This window comes from Alistipes sp. An54, from assembly GCF_002159375.1.
Classification (GTDB): Bacteria; Bacteroidota; Bacteroidia; order Bacteroidales; family Rikenellaceae; genus Alistipes; species Alistipes megaguti.
Genome location: NZ_NFIA01000001.1, coordinates 46,107 through 64,796 on the forward strand (window position 1 = coordinate 46,107; position 18,690 = coordinate 64,796).

Sequence of the window (18,690 nt, forward strand, 5' to 3'; positions counted from 1 at the left end):
GAGGGTTCACGGGCCACTTTGCCCGCGAATCCGAAGCTAAATGTACAAAAAAATCCGGTCTTTTCCAACCTCAGCGGTCAAAATCGGCGATGGCCTGCCGGGCTTCGCGTGCGGAGAGCTGCCGCGACCATCCGACGCGCGCCTTCGGGGCGGCACCGGGCCCCTCGCAGGCATACTCGCCGTAACGGACCGTACGGCGGGCGCGGGGTTTGTCCCAGTCGTGCCACCCTTCGGGGCGGATGTGCCCGCCGAGCCAGCATCGGAGGAAGAGCGTCTGCGCATAGTCGCGCCACGGACGCCCCAGCCAGCAGGAGGTCACCCCCTCGTCGGCCGTCAGGCGGCACTCCTCGAAGATCATCCCGCAACGCTGCCCGCGGCAGGTCGAGGCGGCCGTCACGTAGGAGTCGGCCTTCGAACGGATCTCGCACCGCCGGAACAGCGCCGCCGCCGAGCCGAAGATGAAGTCGGTCGTCCCCTCGATGTAGCACCCCTCGAAGCGGATGCGGGCATTCTCCGCCACGCGTTTGCCGTCGCGGTTACCCACGCCGTAGAGGTAGAGCGTATCCTGATTGCCCAGGAACCGGCAGTCGATGAAGCGGAGGTTCGTGGCCAGGCACTGCACCGCCACGGCCTGCCCGACGCGTCCGGCCGTGTTCTCGAAGGTCATGTGGCGCACCGTCCACCCCTCACCGCCAAAGTAGACGGTCGAGGAGCCCGACGTCCCGAGCCGATGGCCCGTCGGGCCCGTTTCGGAGGCATGGTCGTCCCACGAGACCGTCACGGCGCCGCGTCCCGTAAGGGCCACCAATCGTTTGGTGGCCGGAATGGAGATCTTCTCCCGATAGACCCCTTCACAGACGACGATACGCGTCGTGTCGCGGCCGAAGTCCGGAACGGCGGCCACGGCCTCCGTCAGGGTGAAAAAGTCCCCCGAACCATCCCGGGCCACCGTAAAATCCGACCCGACAAGGTGCCGGCCCAGCTCCGGAAGCGTGGCGGGCAGCTGTGCGGCAATCAGCCGCGCCACGGTCCGCGCCCCGCGGATGTTGAGATGCGTATTGTCCTCACGACCGTCGGGCCACCGCGGACAGGTGCCCGCCTCGACCCACACGAAAAAGTTCCGCGAAGCCGCGTCGCCCAGCCCCTCGATCCACGTGCGGGTCAGCCGCTCGGCGTCGATCAGCGGCGTGTGCTCTTCGGCCGCTGTGCGGCGTGCGGCATCGAGGTAGGCGCCGTGCGTATCGTCGAGCCGTCCGTCGGTGAAGTGGCGCCGCACCACCGAGGTCAGCACCACCGGCCGGGCTCCCCGTTCGCGCGCCTCGCGAATGTAGCGCCGCAGATTCTCCGCATACGCCTCGGGCAGGGCATAACGGGTCGAGTCGTTCAGTTTCTGATCGTTGTGGCCGAACTGGATGAAGAGGTAGTCCCCCTCGCGCAGATCGGACAGCACCTCGGTCCAGTGTCCCTCATCGCGAAACGACTTGGTCGAGCGGCCGTTCAGCGCATGGTTCAGCACCTCGACCCCCTCGTCGAAGAGCGGCTCGAACATCTGCCCCCAGCCCCGTTCGGGATTCTCCCCGGCGAGATCCTTCGTCGCACAGGTCGAGTCGCCGATCAGGTGGATGCGCAACGGCGCCGCCGACGTCGTCAAAGCCGCCAGCACCCCTATCAACATCAAAAGTCGTTTCATCCGTTCGTCCGTTTTCGGTCCCGGGGGACAAGATTCGGGTGCGGACCTCCGCACCCGAATCCCGTACGACCGTCATCGTATCCAATCAATTGAGCACCGTATAGCTGCCACCCTCGACCTGGGCCTTGGTGATGTCGCGCACCAGGTAGTGGAGATAGACCTCCAGATTGGTATAGAGTCCCTGCGGATCGAGCGTCTTCGCCTTGCCGTCCGCAGCGTTGTTCTTGTCCAGACCGAAGAGCTCCTCGTAGTAGTCGGGGATGCCGTCGCCGTCGCTGTCCGTGGCGGCACGGGCGATCTGCTCGTCGGTAGCCGTCAGCTCGGGCCATCCGTCCACGGCCGACTGCGTGTCGATGATACCGCCCGTCGAGCCGTTGCCGCCGTCGTTGATCGTCGCACCGCCCGACCGCGCATCGTTCACCGCACGCTGATCCACCGCATCGCGGCTCAGCGAAGCGCCGCCGTAGGAGAGAATGGCATCGAACGCTTCCCGGGCACTGTGCGTGGTCGTATAGCAGGAGCGGCCGTCCGACGTAATGGAAAGTGCAGCCGGCTGGCGGAACGTCCCGGTGGCATCCTTTGCGTAGGTGTCAAACGACTTCTTGTCCTTGTCGTAGATGCCCGTGTAGTTGTCCGTCGAGAAGGCGGCCTGCGAACCGTCACGCTTCAGGTAGAGGTTGCCGTCGGCGTAGATCCGCGGCATGATCTCCTCGTAGCTGTAGCCGTACGAAGCGCAGCTGCTGCAGCTGTTGCCGTAGGCCACGAAGAAGTACTTGTTGCTCTTCGACGCGGGACCCTCCTTGTAGTAGTTGTTCACCATGTTGAGCCAGCACAGCTCGCCGCCGTAGCAGTTCTCGTTCTGGCCCCAGTTGTAGATTGCGTTGTTGCGGAAGTCGACGTGACCGTGGTACTGCTCGAGGATCGAGGCGTTGTTCTTGTCGTAGACGTACGGGTGGTCGAAACGCGGGTTGCGGCTCACGTGGTGGGCCAGCAGATTGTGGTGGAACGAGGCGTCCTTGCCGCCCCAGATGCCGCCGTAGCCATGTTCGCCCTTCGCGTGAACCGAGTTGCAGAGGCTTTCGGAGATGATGCACCACTGCATCGTGAAGTTGCGGTTGGCGTAGAGCGACGCACACTCGTCCGTGCACCACGACATCGAGCAGTGGTCGATCACGATGTTGGCGTGGTAGCGGCCGCCCAGCGCATCGTCCTCGGTCTTGGTCGTATCGCCCATGCGGAAGCGCAGGTAGCGGATGATGATGTTGTCGCCCTGCAGTTCGACCGTATAGTTGCGGATGCAGATGCCGTCGCCCGGGGCCGTCTGCCCGGCGATGGTCAGATTACTGCTCGTGATCTTGAGCTTCGAGTTCAGGGCGATGGTGCCGGCCACGTCGAAGACGATCGTGCGGTTCGACTTGCTCACCGCGTCGCGGAACGACCCCGCACCGCTGTCGTTGAGGTTCGTCACGTGGTAGACCTCGCCGCCGCGGCCGCCCGTCGCGTACATGCCGCCTCCCTCGGCTCCCGGGAAGGCGCGCACCACACCGTCGTTCTCGTTGGCCAGCGGAAGGCCGAACATCGAACCGTCGCCCGGCTGCGGATCGTCCGGTTCGTCGGGATCGGGCTCCAGTCCCTCACTCGTGAAGGAGACGAACTCCGAGAAGGGCGAATCCTGCCACTCGCTGGTCCCGACGGGCGATGTCGCCCGCACACGCACCCGGTAGCTTTCGCCCTCGGTCAGTTCGAAATCATGCGACGTGTAACGCGTCGTGGCCGTCTCTGCAGGCGACGCCGCCTCGCCGCGGTAGAATTCGTAGGTATAGCGCACGTTGTTGACCTGCTCGGAGAGGCTCCACTGCACGTTGGCCGTCAGCTCCTTCACCGTTACGCTCACCGTCGGGACCGGCAATACCCGGCCCCCGCCATCGAGCGTCTCTTCGGCGGAGTTGCTGCTGCAGGCCCCCACGCAGAACAGGACACTCAGTCCCAAATAGGAAAAGAAACGATTCATAGTTCGATTATCGGTTTTGTTTTACGTTTTATCGGTTAATGGCCACCTGCCCGGCGGAAGTCTCCGAAAGGGAGGCGTTGGACGCCGTAATGTGCGGCGAACGGATCTCCACGTCGCGGTTGCGGCTGCCCGTGACCTGCAGCGCCGTCGGAAGATCATCGGGGCAGGTGAAATTCTCGACGCGGAGGCTCTTCACGTTGTTGAGCATCAGCGCCGGGCCCTCCTCGGGGATGATCTGCACGTCGCGCAGCACAACGTCCGTCGACTCGTTGATCCGGGCGCCCGTCCGGGCGTAGATATGCGTATTCTCGACCGTCACGTGTTCGACGTTCATCTCCGGAAGGCCGTTGAAGTACATCGCACGGCGCGCCCCGCGGCACCAGACGTTCCGGATGTGGATGTTGCGGAAGGCCGGCGTCGTCTCGTCGACGGGTTTCGGCTCGAGATCCGCGGCTGCGGCCGATCCGCCCTCGGCTAAAGCCTCCGAGGCCGACTTGCCCCCGTAGAAGAGGTCGAACAGCAGCGGCTCCTGCAAGATGTTGTTCATCGTGATATCCTCGATCCAGATGTTCTCGACCACCCCGCCGCGGCCGCGCGTCGACTTGAAGCGCAATCCGACATCCGTACCCGAGAAGATGCAGTCGGAAACCAGCACGTTACGCACGCCGCCCGACATCTCGCTCCCGACGACAAAGCCGCCGTGGCCGTGGAAGACAATGCAGTCCGAGACCAGGATGTTCTCGCACGGAATGCCGCGCCGACGTCCCGCCTCGTCCTTGCCGCTCTTGATGCAGATACCGTCGTCACCCACGTCGAAACGCGAGGAGGTCACCACAACGTTGCGGCACGACTCGATGTCGATGCCGTCGCTGTTCTGCGCGTAGTCCGGGCAGCGAACCGTGATATTGTGGACCGTCAGGTTGGTGCACATGGCCGGATGGATGTTCCAGCAGGGGGAGTTCTGGAACGTAACCCCCTCAAGCAGCACGTTTTCGCAGTGGTGCAGCGAGACCATCACCGGACGCAGGAAGTCGTGCATCCGCTCGAAATCCTCGCGCGTGGTGGCCCACGTCGAGACGTTCTGGTCGGCCCCCGACGTGGCGCCGAACTTGTAACTCTCGGAGGGATACCACGTCCTGCCGTCGTCGGAGAGAACGCCTCCCGAGGCCAGTTTGGCCTTCCATTCGCGGTCGGTGAGCTTGTCGCGCTTGACGGCCCGCCAGGCATCGCCGTTGCCGTCGATCACCCCGCGGCCCGTGATGGCGACATCCTTCGCCCCGCACGCCGAGAGCGGCGACTGGCACCGCAGCGTATTGAGCCCCTCGAAGGTGGTCTCCACGAGCGGATAGTGCGCGGGATCGTTGTCGAAGACGATCAGGGCATTCCGTTCGAGATGCAGTTCGATATGATCCTTCAGGACGATGGGGCCCGTGTACCAGACCCCCTCGGGGACCGTTACGCGGCCGCCGCCCTGCGCCGCCAGCGAATCGATGGCCGCGGCAAAGGCCGTCGTGTTGAGGGTGTGGCCGTCGCCCACCGCCCCGAAATCAACGATACTGACCGCACGCGCCGGAATCTGCGGCCGGGGGACTGCCGGCATCTCGAAGGGCAGCGCCTCCGGACTCTCGGCCGACGCCCGTGGCGACGAGCATCCCGCACCCGCCGACATCGCCGCGGCGAGCAGACAGATCGTTACATCCTTGAAGTTCATAAAGCAGGTAGTTTTATTCCGTATACTTGAAAATTTGCAAATCAATCCTTTTCAGGTATACAAAAGTACACATACACCGCCGATCGAACCGGGAATTTTTGACGTAAACGATGTACTTTTATTCAAATCTGCGGCAAAATCACCGCACACGTTCCACCGCGACGGGTTTGCGCGCCTCGGCAACCGAGGACTCCAGCCGGCGGAGGCACTCCTCGTCGCTCAGCCCGTCGAACCACTCGCTCCGCCGCCAGCACATCCCCATGGCATAGTCGATCCGCCCCTGCGCGTCGGGCGTCAGCTGGAAGAGGCAGCTCGTCCGGTCGTCCTGCCGCGAGACAATCTGCGCGGCCGGCAACGCCACGGCCAGCCCGACGCTCTCACGCTCCCACTTGAGCGTGTCGTTCTCCGGGAAGTCGCATCCCCAGGCGGCCACCCAATCCTCGCCGCGCTCGACACGGTGCTCGGCCATCTTCATCACGCCTGTCGTGAAGAGCAGCCCCCTGAAGTCGCCCTCGATGCGGTTCTCGACCTGCACCTCACCGTGGCCCGCATAGAGGATATAGCGCGACGTCATGGCGATCTCGCGGCCGCAGTAGCGCCACCCCTCGACGCGCATCTCCACGACCGTGCGCACGGGGCCCCGGGCCAGGATCCGCGCCTCGCGCCGGGCGAAATCCGTAATGTGGATCATCTTCCGCTTCGAGGCGTCCCACCCCTTGAGCGTCCCGACCCCCACCGAGCCGAAGACCCGCAGATTGTCGTAACCCGATCCGGCGGCCATCTGCTCCGCAGTCGGATACCACATCGTCTCGGCCAGTTCGAGCCGCGGGTGTTTCTTGCCATAGGTGTCGATCGTCTGCTTCTTGTCGAAGTAGATGCGGTAGGCGGCATACTCCGACTCAAAGGCCGGGCCGTGGTGGTGCAGCTTGTGATACATGTCGTCACGCGCCGAGCTGACCGTATCGGCGGCCTGCAGCGTCTTGTCGGGCTGCTTCAACCACATCTGGGCGTGGATACGGCTCGGGTAGCCGTGCCGCGCGGGTCGCGACGAATAGGTCACGCGGAACTCCCGGCTGCCGGAGATATCCGCCACGAAGGCCAGTTCGCCCAGCGGCCGGTCCAGCTGCACGGGGATGGTCTCCCCGTCGGAGGTGACCGTGGCGCTCACGGCCCAGTCCGGGATGTCGCGGATGACCACCGGACAGTCGCGCCGCTGGTCGGAGGTCGTCACCCGATAGTGGGCTTTCAGCGTTCGGGCGGTCAGGGGGCCGGACACGCAGCCCAGCAGAAGCATCAACAGCAGAATTCGTCTCATATCATTTCAGTTTTCGGATTATTCCAAGGTTTTGAGCAGCCGTTCCAGCTCCCCGCGACTGCGCAGCGCTCCCGCGGGAAGTCCGTCGGCAAAACGCTGCAGCGCCCGCTCGGGGAGCAGCTCCACGCGGCTCTCGTCCACGGCCGTGAGGTCAAGCCCCAGCGTCTCGGCCAGAAAGGCGTAGACCGCCCGGCGTTTGTTGACGCCGTAGTCGTGCCGCTCGTCGGGAAGATGGACGTTGCGGATCTTCGCCTCCGCACCGTAGAAGCTCCAGATGCGCTGCAGGAAGGGATATTCGAGCCGGGGATAGGTCGCCGTCCAGTCGCCGCCGTCGCTCACCACAAGCGTCGGGCGCGGAGCCATCACCGCAGCCAGCAGTTCGGGCATACAACTCCCACCGCCGGCCAGCGTCACCGGGCGACGGCTCTCGCACGGACAGCCGCCGTCGAAGTGCGACACCAGGTGCACAACCGGCGCCAGCACCACAAAGCGGCCGTCGCACAGCGCCAGCAGCAGCGCGTGGGTCGCCCCGCCCGAACCGCCCGTCGAGGCCAGGCGCGTCGTGTCGATATCGCGGCGCGAAGCGATCATCCACTCGGTGACCGCCACCGACCACAGCACCTGGATCTGCATGGCATAGTCTGCCGTGTGGGCCTCGCGCCCCACCTGCCGTTCGGAATCGCCCCAGCCAAAGATGTCCATGTCGACGGCTACGGCTCCCATGCGGGCAAAGGTGGCCATGCGCATCTGCTGGTCGCGGCGGTAGCGGCCGCCCTCCCAGTGGCCGGCCGGCGAGACGATGAGCGGGTGGCGTCCCCCGGTGAGGGGCTCGTAGATCGTGCCGCAGACGTAGAGCCCCGGCAGCGTCTCGAGGGCGTAGTTGCGCGTCGCGTAGCCGTCGTGGCGGATGCGGCGCCCGAGGCGGATGTCGGGATCGGCCGTCAGCGCCCGCCGGAAAGGTTCGAGTCCGAGCGCCGCGCGGGCCTCGGTCAGCAGCTGTCCGCGGCGCCGCTCCCACGATGCGCGGTCGTCGCAGAGCGATGAAAGCCAGGCGAGCAGCTTCTCGCCGTCGGCAAGCGTACGGCGGTAGTATTCGTAGGGTTGGATCGTGATGCGGGGCGAGGCGTCGTCCGGCTCGGCACGGCGCCACACCAGATCGGTCGCGCGGAACAGATTGTCCAGACTTTCGTCCAACGAATAGGGGCGACAGCGGAATGCCGCATACGAAATCCGCACCGTATCGGGATCGAAGCGTTTGCAGGAGATACGGGCTCCGAAGCGGGATTCGAGCATCGGAAGCAGTTGTGTGAGCGGCTGCGGTGCGAACGGATCGGGTTCGGAGGCCTGCACGGCCGGTACAGCGAACGTCATGCACAGACAAAAAAGGAGGATTCGCAGCATCGGAAGAATGGGTTTCGGGGTTGGTTGCAAGGCAAAATTAGGAATTTTCGCCCACTTTATTTTGTATTTCCACAAAAAGATTCTATATTTGCACACCCTTTCGGAGCAAAAGCTCCGTGAGCGTTGCCCGGAGAGATGGGTGAGTGGCTGAAACCACCGGTTTGCTAAACCGACGTACGGGGCAACCCGTACCACGAGTTCGAATCTCGTTCTCTCCGCCAGGTCCGCGGATCGACCAGACAAAAAACGCTGCAAATCAGGTGATTTGCAGCGTTTTTTTCATATCTTCCGCCCCGGTTCACCGTCTACGACCGGTCGAGCGGACAAACGCCGCGAAACGCTGCAGACCCTCGTCGAGTCGCGTCCGCGGGCAGGCGATGTTCCAGCGCATGAAACCCTCCCCTTCGGCTCCGTACATCGTTCCGGCATTCAGCCACAGCCCGGCCTCGTCGACCAACCGCCGTTCGAGCTCCTCCGATGCAAGTCCCAGCACCCGGCAATCCATCCAGACCAGATAGGTCCCTTCGAGCTCCGCAATCGGGAAGTCGGGCAGCTGCTCCCGGCAGAAAGCCCGCATGTACCGGTAATTCGCATGAAGATAGCCGACCAGTTCGTCGAGCCACTCCCCACCCTCGTTGTAGGCCGCACGCGTGGCAATGACCCCGAACGGATTGACGTCGCAAACCTCGTTGTCGTTGATGGCCCGGTCGATCCGTGCACGCTGCCGGTCATCCGCACAGACGATGTTCGCAATCTGCAGCCCGGCGATATTGAACCCCTTGCTCGGAGAGACACACGTCACGCTGTGGCGCAGGAACTCCTCCGACATCGAGGCAAAAGGCGTATAGCGATGCCCCTCATAGACCAGTTCGCAATGGATCTCATCGGCGACGACCAGCACTCCGTGACGGAGGCAGATCTCGCCCAGGCGCTGCAGTTCGTCGCGCCGCCAGACCCGCCCGACCGGATTGTGCGGATTGCACAACAGCATCACCTTCACCTGCGGATCGGCCGCCCTGCACTCCAGATCCCCGAAGTCCATCTCATAGGTATCGCCAACGGGCCGCAGCGGCGACGTGACCGTCTCGCAGCCGTTGTTGCGGATCGACGAGAAGAAGCAGTTGTAGACCGGCGTCTGCACCAACACCTTGTCGCCCGGACGCGTCGCGGCCTTGATGATCGCCGAGAGGGCCGGCACCACCCCCGACGTGTAGATCATCCACCGGCGGTCGAACGTCCAGCCGTGACGCCGGGCGAACCACCCCGTAACGGCCTCGTAATAACTCTCCGGAACCCGCGTATAGCCGAAAATCCCGTGTTCGACCCGTCGCCGCAGCGCCTCGACAATCGCCGGAGCCGTCCGGAAATCCATATCGGCCACCCACATGGGCAGCACGTCGTCTCGGTCGGCACTGTCCCATTTATAGGAGTCGGTACCGCGTCGCAAGACCGGCGTATCGAAATCGTATTTCATCGAAGGAGGGTTTTATCGGTGATCTCATACGTACCGCCGTCGCGCAGGCGGATCTCACAATCGGCCGGAGGCAGGATGTTCCGGTCGATCGTCACCGAACCGATCGCGTCGGCCACGATCCGCCCCGACGTCGGGTTCTTGATGTTGGTGATCGCGCCGCGGATATCGGCCTGCAGCGTGCTGTACTCGAAGGCCCGGTCGCAATCCTCGCCGAACGTGCAGTTCTCCAGCACCAGATTCTCCGCATAGCAGAGCGGCTGCTCGCCCGTGATGTGGCAGTTCACCAGCCGCAGGTTCCGCGAGTGCCAGCCCAGGTACTCGCCGTTGAGCTCCGAGTCGTAGATCGTCACGTTCTCCACCTCCCAGAAGGCATCCTTGGTCGTGATCCGCGCGTGGTGGATCTCGGCGTCCTTCACATACTGGAAGACATACCGGCTGTCGCTCTCCAGCCCGTCGACGTAGATATCCCGGCTGAACATGAAGGGATAGGTCCCCTCGTGCAGCTTCAGGTTGCGGGCGCGGATGCCCCGGCAGTGCCAGAAGACCTCGTCGGCATCGTTCATCGTGACGTCCTCAAGGTCGATCTCCTGCATTTCGCGGAACATCTTCGGGGCGTCGATCACCGTATCGGTCATCTTCAGATGGTCGGAATACCACAGCGCCGAACGCCCTCCGACGTCGAAATAGCAACGGTCGATCCGGAAGCCGTGCACGTGCCAGAAGGGGTAGTTGCCCTCGAAACGGCAATCGACCGCCTCGATGTTGCGGCACTCCTTGATGGCCGACTCCCCGGCCCGGACAATCACCTGCTCCAAGCGCAGGTCTTGGGAACCGAACAGGGGTCGCTCGCCCCCGAACTCCCGATTTTTAATCACTTCCATATCTCTTGATTTGAATTTGTCGGTTTTACGTCCTTGCTTCCGCAAAGTTACGGGAGATTGCGCCGAATCGCTGTAGACGAATTACGGATAATATAACCACGATTACTGAAGCCGCTCATCGCCGCTTGAGCCACCGTTTGCCCGCCAGCCGGACCAGGAAGATCACCCCCCGGAAACACAACTCGACACACATGGCGATCCACACGCCCTTGAGCCCCAGCGTCGGGGCCAGCCACGCCGCCAGCGAAAGCCGCACGGCCCAGATGCTGAAGAAGTTCATCAGACACGGCACCATCGTGTCGGCCGCCCCGACAAAGACGCCGTAGGCGACGATCGAGGCCGCAAACATCGGTTCGGCAAAGGCCTCGATGCGCAGGGCCATGACGCCCAGCCGGCGGATCTCCTCCACGGGCGTCATCAGACCGATGATCTGCGGGGCGAACAGATACATCAGCACACCCATCACCCCCATGATCCCCATGCCCGTCAGAACGGTGATCCGGGCAAAGCTGCGCGTGAGTTTCAGCCGTCCGGCCCCGATGCTCTGCCCGACGAGCGTGGTAGCCGCCTCGGCAATGCCGTAACCGGGCATGTAGCAGAGGCTCTCGGCCGTCACGGCAAACGAGTTGGCCGCAATGGAGAAGACCCCCAGCGGCGCCACGATGACCGTGGTCATGATCTGCGCGCCACAGATGACCGCATGCTCCATGCACATCGGGAAACCGATGCGGAAGGCCCGCTTCAACGTTTCGGGCCGCGGGCGGAAACTGCCCCGCTCGCCGCTCAGCCGCAACGTCTCGGAGCGGGTCCACAGATAGCGGAGCAGCGCAGCCGCAGCCACCACCTCGGCGGCCGCCGTTCCCAATGCGGCGCCGCATACGCCCAGTCCGGCTCCCGGCACGGTCAGCGTCAGCCCCGCCAGGTCCCATTCGCGCGTGGGGAAGATCAGGAAGAAGTTGAAGACGACGTCCAGCGCACACATCGCCACCCCCATGATGCTCGGGATGTGCATGTTGCCGCTGCAACGCAGCATGCCGCCCGCCAGAAAGTTCATCTGCAGGGCCGGCAGGAAGAGCGAAAAGATGCAGAAATAGAGCGAGGCATCCCGCCGGATCGAGGGGTCGCCGCCCAGCCACGCGGGCAGCGGCCCGCTGATGGCTGCACCGACGGCCGCCAGCAGCAGACTGAAGAGCAGCGTGGCGGTCATCGACTGCCGCACCACGGCACGGGCCCCCGCCAGATCGCCGGCCCCGATCCGATGGGCCACTTGCACGGAAAATCCCGACGTGACGGCCGCACACAACCCCCAGAACAACCATGTCGTGGTCGAGACCAGTCCGATCGAGGCCGAGGCCTCGGCCCCGAGATGCCCCACCATCGAGGCGTCGATATACTGCATGAAGATGGACGACAGCTGCGCAATGATGGCCGGGATGCTGAGCCGCACGGTCAGCTGCAGGCGCTCCCTCAAGGTCATGGCCCGCCCCGTGCGAATCAGAATCAGCAGTTCATTGGTCCGTTTGGCCAGTCTCATCGTTCGTTCCATTTTCGATCCCTTGTCATTGCGGCACCCCGGCAGGAACCGGCAGATCCCTGCCATCCTCCGGGCACTCCTCGGTAAACGGTTCGCCGGACGTTTTATTGCATCGCCGATCCGGTTCCCCGTGCAGGAGTCCGTTTGCGCGGGGCAAAGATCGCAATTTTTCGCCGGATCCGATGTAGACGGATTACGGATTTATCGCCCCTTTATGACCCCGATTACAGAACCGGCCGCCGGCCGGCCTCGCCGGAGAGTAGGCCCCCGGAAAGGGCAAATCCGTAACTCGGGTTATAAACCGCCGGCGAGTTCCGTAAGAAAGGTTATCGGAATCCGGCCATTCCTGCGTATCTTTGCAGCAGTAAACAACAAGCAGGATGGAAACAACGATGGATTCCCGAACCGTCAATCTGGATACGGTCGATCAGTACAACCGCCTCTACGGGCTCGAAACCCTCAACCCGCTGGTCAGCGTCGTCGACCTGAACAAGGCCACCCGACGCGTCGAATACACCCGCTGGAACTACGGCATCTACGCCCTGTTCCTCAAACTGGAGAAGGCCTGCGACATCTGGTACGGCCGCCAGCCCTACGACTATCAGGAGGGTACCGTCGTCTGCTTTGCGCCGGGACAGTCGACCGAAATCATCACCACATCCCCCAAAACGCAGATCAACGCCTACGGCATCCTCTTCCATCCGGACCTGCTGGCCGGCACCGCACTCGGAAAGAACATCAAACGCTACTCGTTCTTCGACTACGAGGCCAACGAGGCGCTGCACCTCTCCGAAGAGGAGCGCAACGTCATTCTCGACTGCCTGAAGATCATCGGCACGGAGCTGCGCCACGACGTCGACCGCTACAGCCGCAGGCTGCTCGTCAACTACATCGAGCTGCTGCTGAACTACTGCACGCGCTTCTACGAGCGGCAGTTCACCATGCGCACGAAGGCCAACAGCGACATTCAGATCCGCTTCGAGCGGCTGCTGGACGACTACTTCGAGGGCCACACGGCAGAACGCGAAGGGCTTCCGTCGGTGCGATTCTTTGCCGACAAGCTCTGTCTGTCGGCCAACTACTTCGGCGACATGCTCAAAAAGGAGACCGGACACACCCCCCAGGAGTACATCCAGGAGAAGATCATCGAGGTGGCCAAGGAGCGCATCGACAACACGCAGCAGACCGTGAGCCAGATCGCCTACTCGATCGGTTTCCAGTATCCGCAACACCTCTGCCGGCTCTTCAAGAAGCGCGTCGGATGCACGCCCAACGAGTACCGCACGCGAAAGACCGACTGAGCGCCATGAAGCCCTCGACGCTGGATATCAGAACCGTATGCGAATGCAACCGCAGTTTCAACTGCCAAACGCTGCATCCGCAGATCAGCGTGATCAACCTGCAGCACCCCGACCTGCAAGAGGATGCCGTGAAATTCGAATTCTACGCCATCCTCTTCATCGAAAAGTGCAACGACGGCTGCTGCGGCTGCGGCCGCCGGTCGGACGACTACACCTGCGCCACGATGGTCTTCCTCCAACCGGGCGAGATCTTCCGCATGAGCGAAGCCGGGGCGCTGCCCGACAAGGGGTGGCTGCTGGCCTTCGCTCCCGACCTGCTCCACCGCACCTCCCTGAAGAATCTCATCCGCAACTACACCTTCTTCTCCTACCGCAAGCAGGAGGCCCTGCACCTCTCGCAGCGGGAGGCCGCCACCGTCACCGATTGCATGGAACACGTCGTCGAGGAGCTGCGGCACGCCGTCGACACCCACAGCGCCACCATCCTCTCGCGGCTCATCGAACTGATGCTCGACTACTGCACGCGCTTCTACGAACGACAGTTCATCACGCGCGAAGCGAAGAACAAGGCCCTGATCGACCAACTCAAGGCGCTGATCGACCGATACCTCCTTTCCGGCGTTCGGTGCGGCTCCGAGGGGATCTCCCCGCAATACTGTGCCTCGGAGCTGGGGCTTTCGGTCCCCTACCTCCAGGATCTGCTGAAATTCGAGACCGGCAAGAGCCTTGACGAATATTTCCAGTTGAAGCGGCTCGATGCGGCCAAAAGCCTGCTGCTCAGGGCCGAAAACTCCCCGGCCGCCGTCGCGCATCATCTGGGATACGCCAACGTACAGTATTTCAGTCTGTTGTTCAAGAAGATAACCGGTTTTTCGCCCAACGAATACCGCTTCTCGAGAAATTAGGAATTGCGACAAGGCCGGCACGTCGGGCGGCCGGAAGAAGGGGATCGGAGCCGGCCGGGGCCTCGGGATACACCGAATTGTTCCGAAAAGCCGATTTCGGACGCTTTTGCTTGCAAACATCCCACTCTCTGATGTATTTTTGCATACGCAACAAGACCAAACCCGACAACCAACATGGAGCGAATCATTTCTCACTTTACGGACGACGACCTCTACAAGTTCACGATGTGTTGTGCCGTCATCGACAACTTCCCCAGGGCTCGCGTCCGCTACTCGTTCACCGACCGCGACGGCACGCGCTATCCCGCAGGCTTCGCCGAAGCGCTGCTCGAACAGATCGCCCTGCTCGAAACGCTGGTCATCACCGACGAGGAGATCGCCTTCATGAAGCGGAGCTGCCCCTATATCCCCCACTGGTTCTACAACTACCTGAAGGGCTATCGGTTCAACCGCCGCTGGGTCACCGCCAGCCAGGACGAGGAGGGACACCTCACGGTGGATTTCGAGGGGAGCTGGGCCGACACGATTCTGCTCGAGGTCAAGGTGCTGGCCATCATCTCGGAGCTCTACTACCGGATGACGGGGCAGACCGGGCGTCTCGACTACGGGGACTTCTACCGCCGCAGCCGCCTCAAGGCCCGGCGGCTGCTCGAGGCGGGATGCATCTTCAGCGACCTCGGCACGCGCCGCCGGGCCTCGTTCGAGGCCGAGGATACGGCCGTGCGGGCGCTGAAGGACGAGGCGGCCGCGGAGAGCCATACGGGACGCTTCGTGGGAACGAGCAACGTCTACCTGGCCATGAAATACGGTCTGACCCCCATCGGAACGATGGCCCACGAATTCGTCTCGGCCATCGGCGGCATGTACGGCCCCCAGATGGCCAACCACATTGCCATGAACTCCTGGCGGCAGACCTTCCGCGGTGCGCTGGGAACCTATCTCTACGATACGTTCGGGTGGGAGATCTTCAGCCTCAACTTCTCGGAGGATTTCGCCAACCTCTTCAAGGGACTGCGCATCGACAGCGGCGACAACCGCGAGCAGCTGCAGAAAATCGTCGACAAATACCGCTCGCTGGGGATCGACCCGCGCACCAAACAGGTCATCTTCAGCAATGCGCTCGACACGGACCGCGCCATCGAGATACAGCGTTACGCCCGGGAGTGGTGTCAGCCGTCGTTCGGCATCGGCACGCACTTCACGAACGATTTCGAAGGCATCCGGCCGTTGAACATCGTCATCAAGCTCACGGCCGCCAGGATCACCGAGGCGTGGCCCTTCTACAACGACACCTGCAAGCTGAGCGAGGACGACGGCAAGCACACGGGAAAACCCGAGGTCATCGCCCGTTTCCAGGCGGCGCTGAACCGGAAGGCCTGAGCGGCACACCCCGCAGGCAGAAACAACCGGGGGCGGAATCGTCACCCGCAACGGAGTGGACGATTCCGCCCCGGCCTTCCGGTCCGGAACTCGGACGCCCGGACTCAGATGAAGAGGTTCAGGTTGGCCTTCTCGGTACGATCGAGGTAAGAGGCGACGCCGCCCAACGTGACCTCGTCCAGCAGCTCTTCGCGCCGTACGCCCATGACGTCCATCGACATCGTGCAGGCGATCATCTCCACGCCGCTGTCCAGCGCCTGACGCATCAGCTCCTCGAGGCTGGAGATCTTCTTGCGGCGCATGATGCCGCGCATCATCCGGCTACCAAGCCCCCACATATTGAGTTTCGAAAGGTGCAGCCGTCCGCTGTGCGACGGGAGCATCCAGCCGAACATGCGCCCCATCAGATCCTTCCGCACGGCCGGCTTGCGACGCTTCTTGATGACGTTGAGCCCCCAGAAGGTGAAGAACATCGTCACCCGCTTTCCCGTCGCCGCCACTCCGTTGGCGATGACGAACGAGGCCAGCGCCCGGTCCAGATCATCGCTGAAGACGACGATCGTTTTGTTGTCGGCCGACGCTGCCTGCCGGGAGACCGATTCGGGCCGTGCACCGCAGCACGACGCTGCAGCCGGCACCGGCTTGCGGATCTGCGCCCGCACCTTGCCGCCGCAGGTGTCGAGTGAGAGCAGTTCGGCTCCGGTCATGCGGCACCACGAGGCCACGTCGCGTCCGAAGGCCTGGTCCGTGGCCGTAATGCGCAGCTGTCCGCCCGGCTTCAGGGCCTCGAAACTCTTCTTCAACTGCAGGACCGGCCCCGGGCACATCAGCCCGCAGGCATCGACCTCCACCACGGCACTCTCCCCCTCCGGCGACACGGCCGCCGAATCGCCACAGCCCGTCGAGGCATCCGCACAGCCCGGCTGCGCCACACTCCGGCAATCGTGCACCGGGGCGCAGTCGCAACGGCACTCCTCCCCGTCGCGGGGTTCGGGAACCGGGGCCGTCGCCGCACGCCACGTCGTGTAGCCTCCCGAAAGGTTGCGCACGTCGCGGAATCCGTGCTGGGTGAGGATGCGGCTGGCCAGGTAGCCCCGCAGTCCGACGGCACAGCTCACCACAACGGGGCGCTCGCGCGGCAACTCGCCGAGGTGTTCGCGCAGTTCGTCGAGCGGGATGTTCACGAAGCCCGGGATCGAACCCATGGCAAACTCGTCGTGCGTGCGTACGTCGATGCGCAGCGTCTCGTCGCCCAGCGCGGCGACATCCCGCCACTGGATCACCCGCACACGCCCCGTGAGGATGTTTTCGGCCACATAGCCGGCCATGTTCACCGGATCCTTGGCCGAGGAGTAAGGCGGTGCATAGGCATGTTCGAGCTCCGTGAGGTCATGGATGGTACCCCCCGTGCGGATGATCTGCTCGAACATCTCGATGCGTTTGTCGGCGCCGTCGCAGCCGACAACCTGCGCCCCGAGCAGACGCCCCGTCCCGGGGGCGAAGAGAATCTTGATCGACAGCGGCAGCGCATCGGGATAGTAGACCGCATGCGAGGCGCCGTGGGTGAACGACTCGATGTACTCGATGCCGCAGGCCTTCAGCAGTTTGGCATTGGCGCCGGCCGCAGCCACCGTCAGGTCGAAGACCTTGGCCACCGACGTACCGATCGAACCCCCGTAGATGTGCGTGTTGCCCAGCACGATATTGTCGGCCGCGATACGGCCCTGCTTGTTGGCCGGTCCGGCCAGCGGGATGAGCGCCGGACGTCCCGTCACCAGATGCCGCACCTCGACGGCATCCCCCAGGGCGTAGATCGCCGGATCGGAGGTCTGCATGTACTCGTTGACCGCAATGCCGCGCCGCTCGCCGATCTCCAGCCCGGCCTCCCGGGCCAGTTGGGTTTCGGGGCGCACGCCGATGCTCAGAATCACCAGATCCGCCGTGATCTGCCGCCCGCTCTGCAGATGGACCGTCACCCGTTCATCGCCCCGCTCCTCGAAGCGCGCCACCCCATCCTTCAGATAGAGACCGACTCCGCGGTCCGTCAGATGACGGTGGACCAGTGCGGCCATCGAGAAGTCGAGCGGCGCCATCACCTGATCGGCCATCTCCACCACGTCGACCCGAAGCCCCAGGTGGTGCAGGTTCTCGGCCATCTCCAGACCGATGAATCCGCCGCCCACGACCACGGCACGCCGCGGGTGCCGTGTGTCGACATACTGTTTGATGGCATCCGTGTCGGGAACGCTGCGCAGCGTGAAGATCCGCGGGCTGTCGATCCCCTCGATCGGCGGTCGCAACGGCTCGGCTCCGGGCGAGAGGACCAGCCGGTCGTAGGTCTCCACGTAGGTTTCGCCCGTGGCCACACGGCGCACCGTCACCTCCCTGCGCGCACGGTCGATCGCCGTCACCTCCTGTTCGGTGCGGATATCGATGCGGAAGCGGTCGGTGAAACCCTTGACCGTCTGCACGAAGAGTTTCGACCGCTGGGCAATCGTCCCGCCGATGTAATACGGCAGTCCGCAGTTGGCATACGAGACATATTTCCCCCGCTCGAAAAGGATCACCTCGGCCTGCTCGTCCAAGCGGCGCAGGCGGGCCGCCACGGTGGCCCCTCCGGCCACCCCTCCGACAATAAGAATCTTCATGGGTTCGTATGGTTGTGTGATTGATTTTCCGATTCGGGGTCCTGCTCCGTCGCCACGAAGGCCTTCAACTGCGCGAAGAGTTTGTCAAAACCCAGGGTCTCGTGCTGCATCTGACGGATCTTCTCCGCCCCGAGCTCCGTGAGCGAGAAAAGCATCTGGCGACGATCCTGCGGACTGATCGTGCGGTGGAGATACCCCTTCCGTTCGACCGTCGTGATGACCTTCGAGACTCGCGGCCCCGAAAGCCCGACAAAATCACACAACGTTCCGGCCGTACGGGCCCCACCCTGCTTCAGGCAGCAGAGCAGCATCGCCTCGTTGATCGTAATGCCATGACGCTCGGCAAACGCCTTTTCAAATTGGTACAGCGCCTTGTAAATCTCCTTGATACGGCAAATTGGTTCCATCTTTTCGATCTTTTCGTCACAAAGATAAAATT

Annotated in this window: 13 protein-coding genes and 1 tRNA gene; 4 read left to right on the top strand and 10 right to left on the bottom strand. The window is 63.3% G+C overall.

The annotated features are described in order from the left end of the window. Positions 1-70: 70 nt before the first annotated feature. From B5G09_RS00160 to B5G09_RS00180, 5 genes are all read right to left on the bottom strand, one after another. A complete protein-coding gene (locus tag B5G09_RS00160) occupies positions 71-1,690 on the bottom strand; it encodes a pectinesterase family protein (RefSeq protein WP_087403542.1) in 1,620 nt (539 codons plus the stop codon). Between the two features lie 85 nt (positions 1,691-1,775). Continuing rightward, positions 1,776-3,701, bottom strand: coding sequence for a pectate lyase (locus B5G09_RS00165; RefSeq protein ID WP_241147510.1), 1,926 nt, complete (start codon positions 3,699-3,701; stop codon positions 1,776-1,778). A gap of 28 nt (positions 3,702-3,729) precedes the next feature. Then, positions 3,730-5,412 (bottom strand): glycoside hydrolase family 28 protein, encoded by a 1,683-nt coding sequence (locus B5G09_RS00170; RefSeq protein ID WP_087403543.1) that lies wholly within the window; start codon positions 5,410-5,412, stop codon positions 3,730-3,732. 139 nt (positions 5,413-5,551) lie between these two features. Next, the gene (locus B5G09_RS00175; RefSeq protein WP_087403544.1) at positions 5,552-6,727 is read right to left on the bottom strand and encodes a DUF4861 family protein; all 1,176 of its coding nucleotides are present in this window, start codon (positions 6,725-6,727) and stop codon (positions 5,552-5,554) included. Between the two features lie 18 nt (positions 6,728-6,745). Continuing rightward, positions 6,746-8,128, bottom strand: coding sequence for a hypothetical protein (locus tag B5G09_RS00180; protein ID WP_087403545.1), 1,383 nt, complete (start codon positions 8,126-8,128; stop codon positions 6,746-6,748). A gap of 129 nt (positions 8,129-8,257) precedes the next feature. Between B5G09_RS00180 and B5G09_RS00185 the strand changes: the two genes are divergently transcribed. Then, a tRNA-Ser gene (locus B5G09_RS00185) sits at positions 8,258-8,349 on the top strand. A gap of 77 nt (positions 8,350-8,426) precedes the next feature. Here the strand turns inward: B5G09_RS00185 and B5G09_RS00190 are convergent. The 3 genes from B5G09_RS00190 to B5G09_RS00200 all read right to left on the bottom strand — a co-directional run bounded on the left by B5G09_RS00190 (position 8,427) and on the right by B5G09_RS00200 (position 12,017). Next, the gene (locus B5G09_RS00190) at positions 8,427-9,602 is read right to left on the bottom strand and encodes a MalY/PatB family protein (protein ID WP_087403546.1); all 1,176 of its coding nucleotides are present in this window, start codon (positions 9,600-9,602) and stop codon (positions 8,427-8,429) included. Further along, complete coding sequence (locus B5G09_RS00195) at positions 9,599-10,483, bottom strand: DUF3737 family protein (RefSeq protein ID WP_087403547.1); 885 nt, start codon at positions 10,481-10,483, stop codon at positions 9,599-9,601. The genes B5G09_RS00190 and B5G09_RS00195 overlap by 4 nt, the downstream gene beginning before the upstream one ends. A 115-nt stretch (positions 10,484-10,598) precedes the next feature. Then, positions 10,599-12,017 carry an MATE family efflux transporter gene (locus B5G09_RS00200; protein ID WP_087403548.1) on the bottom strand — a complete coding sequence of 473 codons (1,419 nt, stop codon included), beginning with the start codon at positions 12,015-12,017 and terminating at the stop codon, positions 10,599-10,601. A gap of 392 nt (positions 12,018-12,409) precedes the next feature. On the opposite strand from B5G09_RS00200, the gene B5G09_RS00205 reads away from it, so the two are divergent. The 3 genes from B5G09_RS00205 (at position 12,410) to pncB (ending at position 15,603) form a co-directional block, all read left to right on the top strand. Beyond that, positions 12,410-13,318, top strand: coding sequence for a helix-turn-helix domain-containing protein (locus B5G09_RS00205; RefSeq protein WP_087309090.1), 909 nt, complete (start codon positions 12,410-12,412; stop codon positions 13,316-13,318). A 5-nt stretch (positions 13,319-13,323) separates the two neighbouring features. Beyond that, the gene (locus tag B5G09_RS00210; protein WP_087403549.1) at positions 13,324-14,223 is read left to right on the top strand and encodes an AraC family transcriptional regulator; all 900 of its coding nucleotides are present in this window, start codon (positions 13,324-13,326) and stop codon (positions 14,221-14,223) included. A 174-nt stretch (positions 14,224-14,397) separates the two neighbouring features. Next, complete coding sequence (gene pncB / locus B5G09_RS00215; protein ID WP_087403550.1) at positions 14,398-15,603, top strand: nicotinate phosphoribosyltransferase; 1,206 nt, start codon at positions 14,398-14,400, stop codon at positions 15,601-15,603. 104 nt (positions 15,604-15,707) lie between these two features. Here pncB and B5G09_RS00220 read toward each other — a convergent pair whose 3' ends face one another. Then, a complete protein-coding gene (locus tag B5G09_RS00220) occupies positions 15,708-18,251 on the bottom strand; it encodes an FAD-dependent oxidoreductase (RefSeq protein WP_087403551.1) in 2,544 nt (847 codons plus the stop codon). After that, on the bottom strand, positions 18,248-18,658 hold the full coding sequence (locus tag B5G09_RS00225; RefSeq protein WP_087403552.1) for a winged helix DNA-binding protein: 411 nt from the start codon (positions 18,656-18,658) through the stop codon (positions 18,248-18,250). The genes B5G09_RS00220 and B5G09_RS00225 overlap by 4 nt, the downstream gene beginning before the upstream one ends. Between the last annotated feature and the right edge of the window lie 32 nt (positions 18,659-18,690).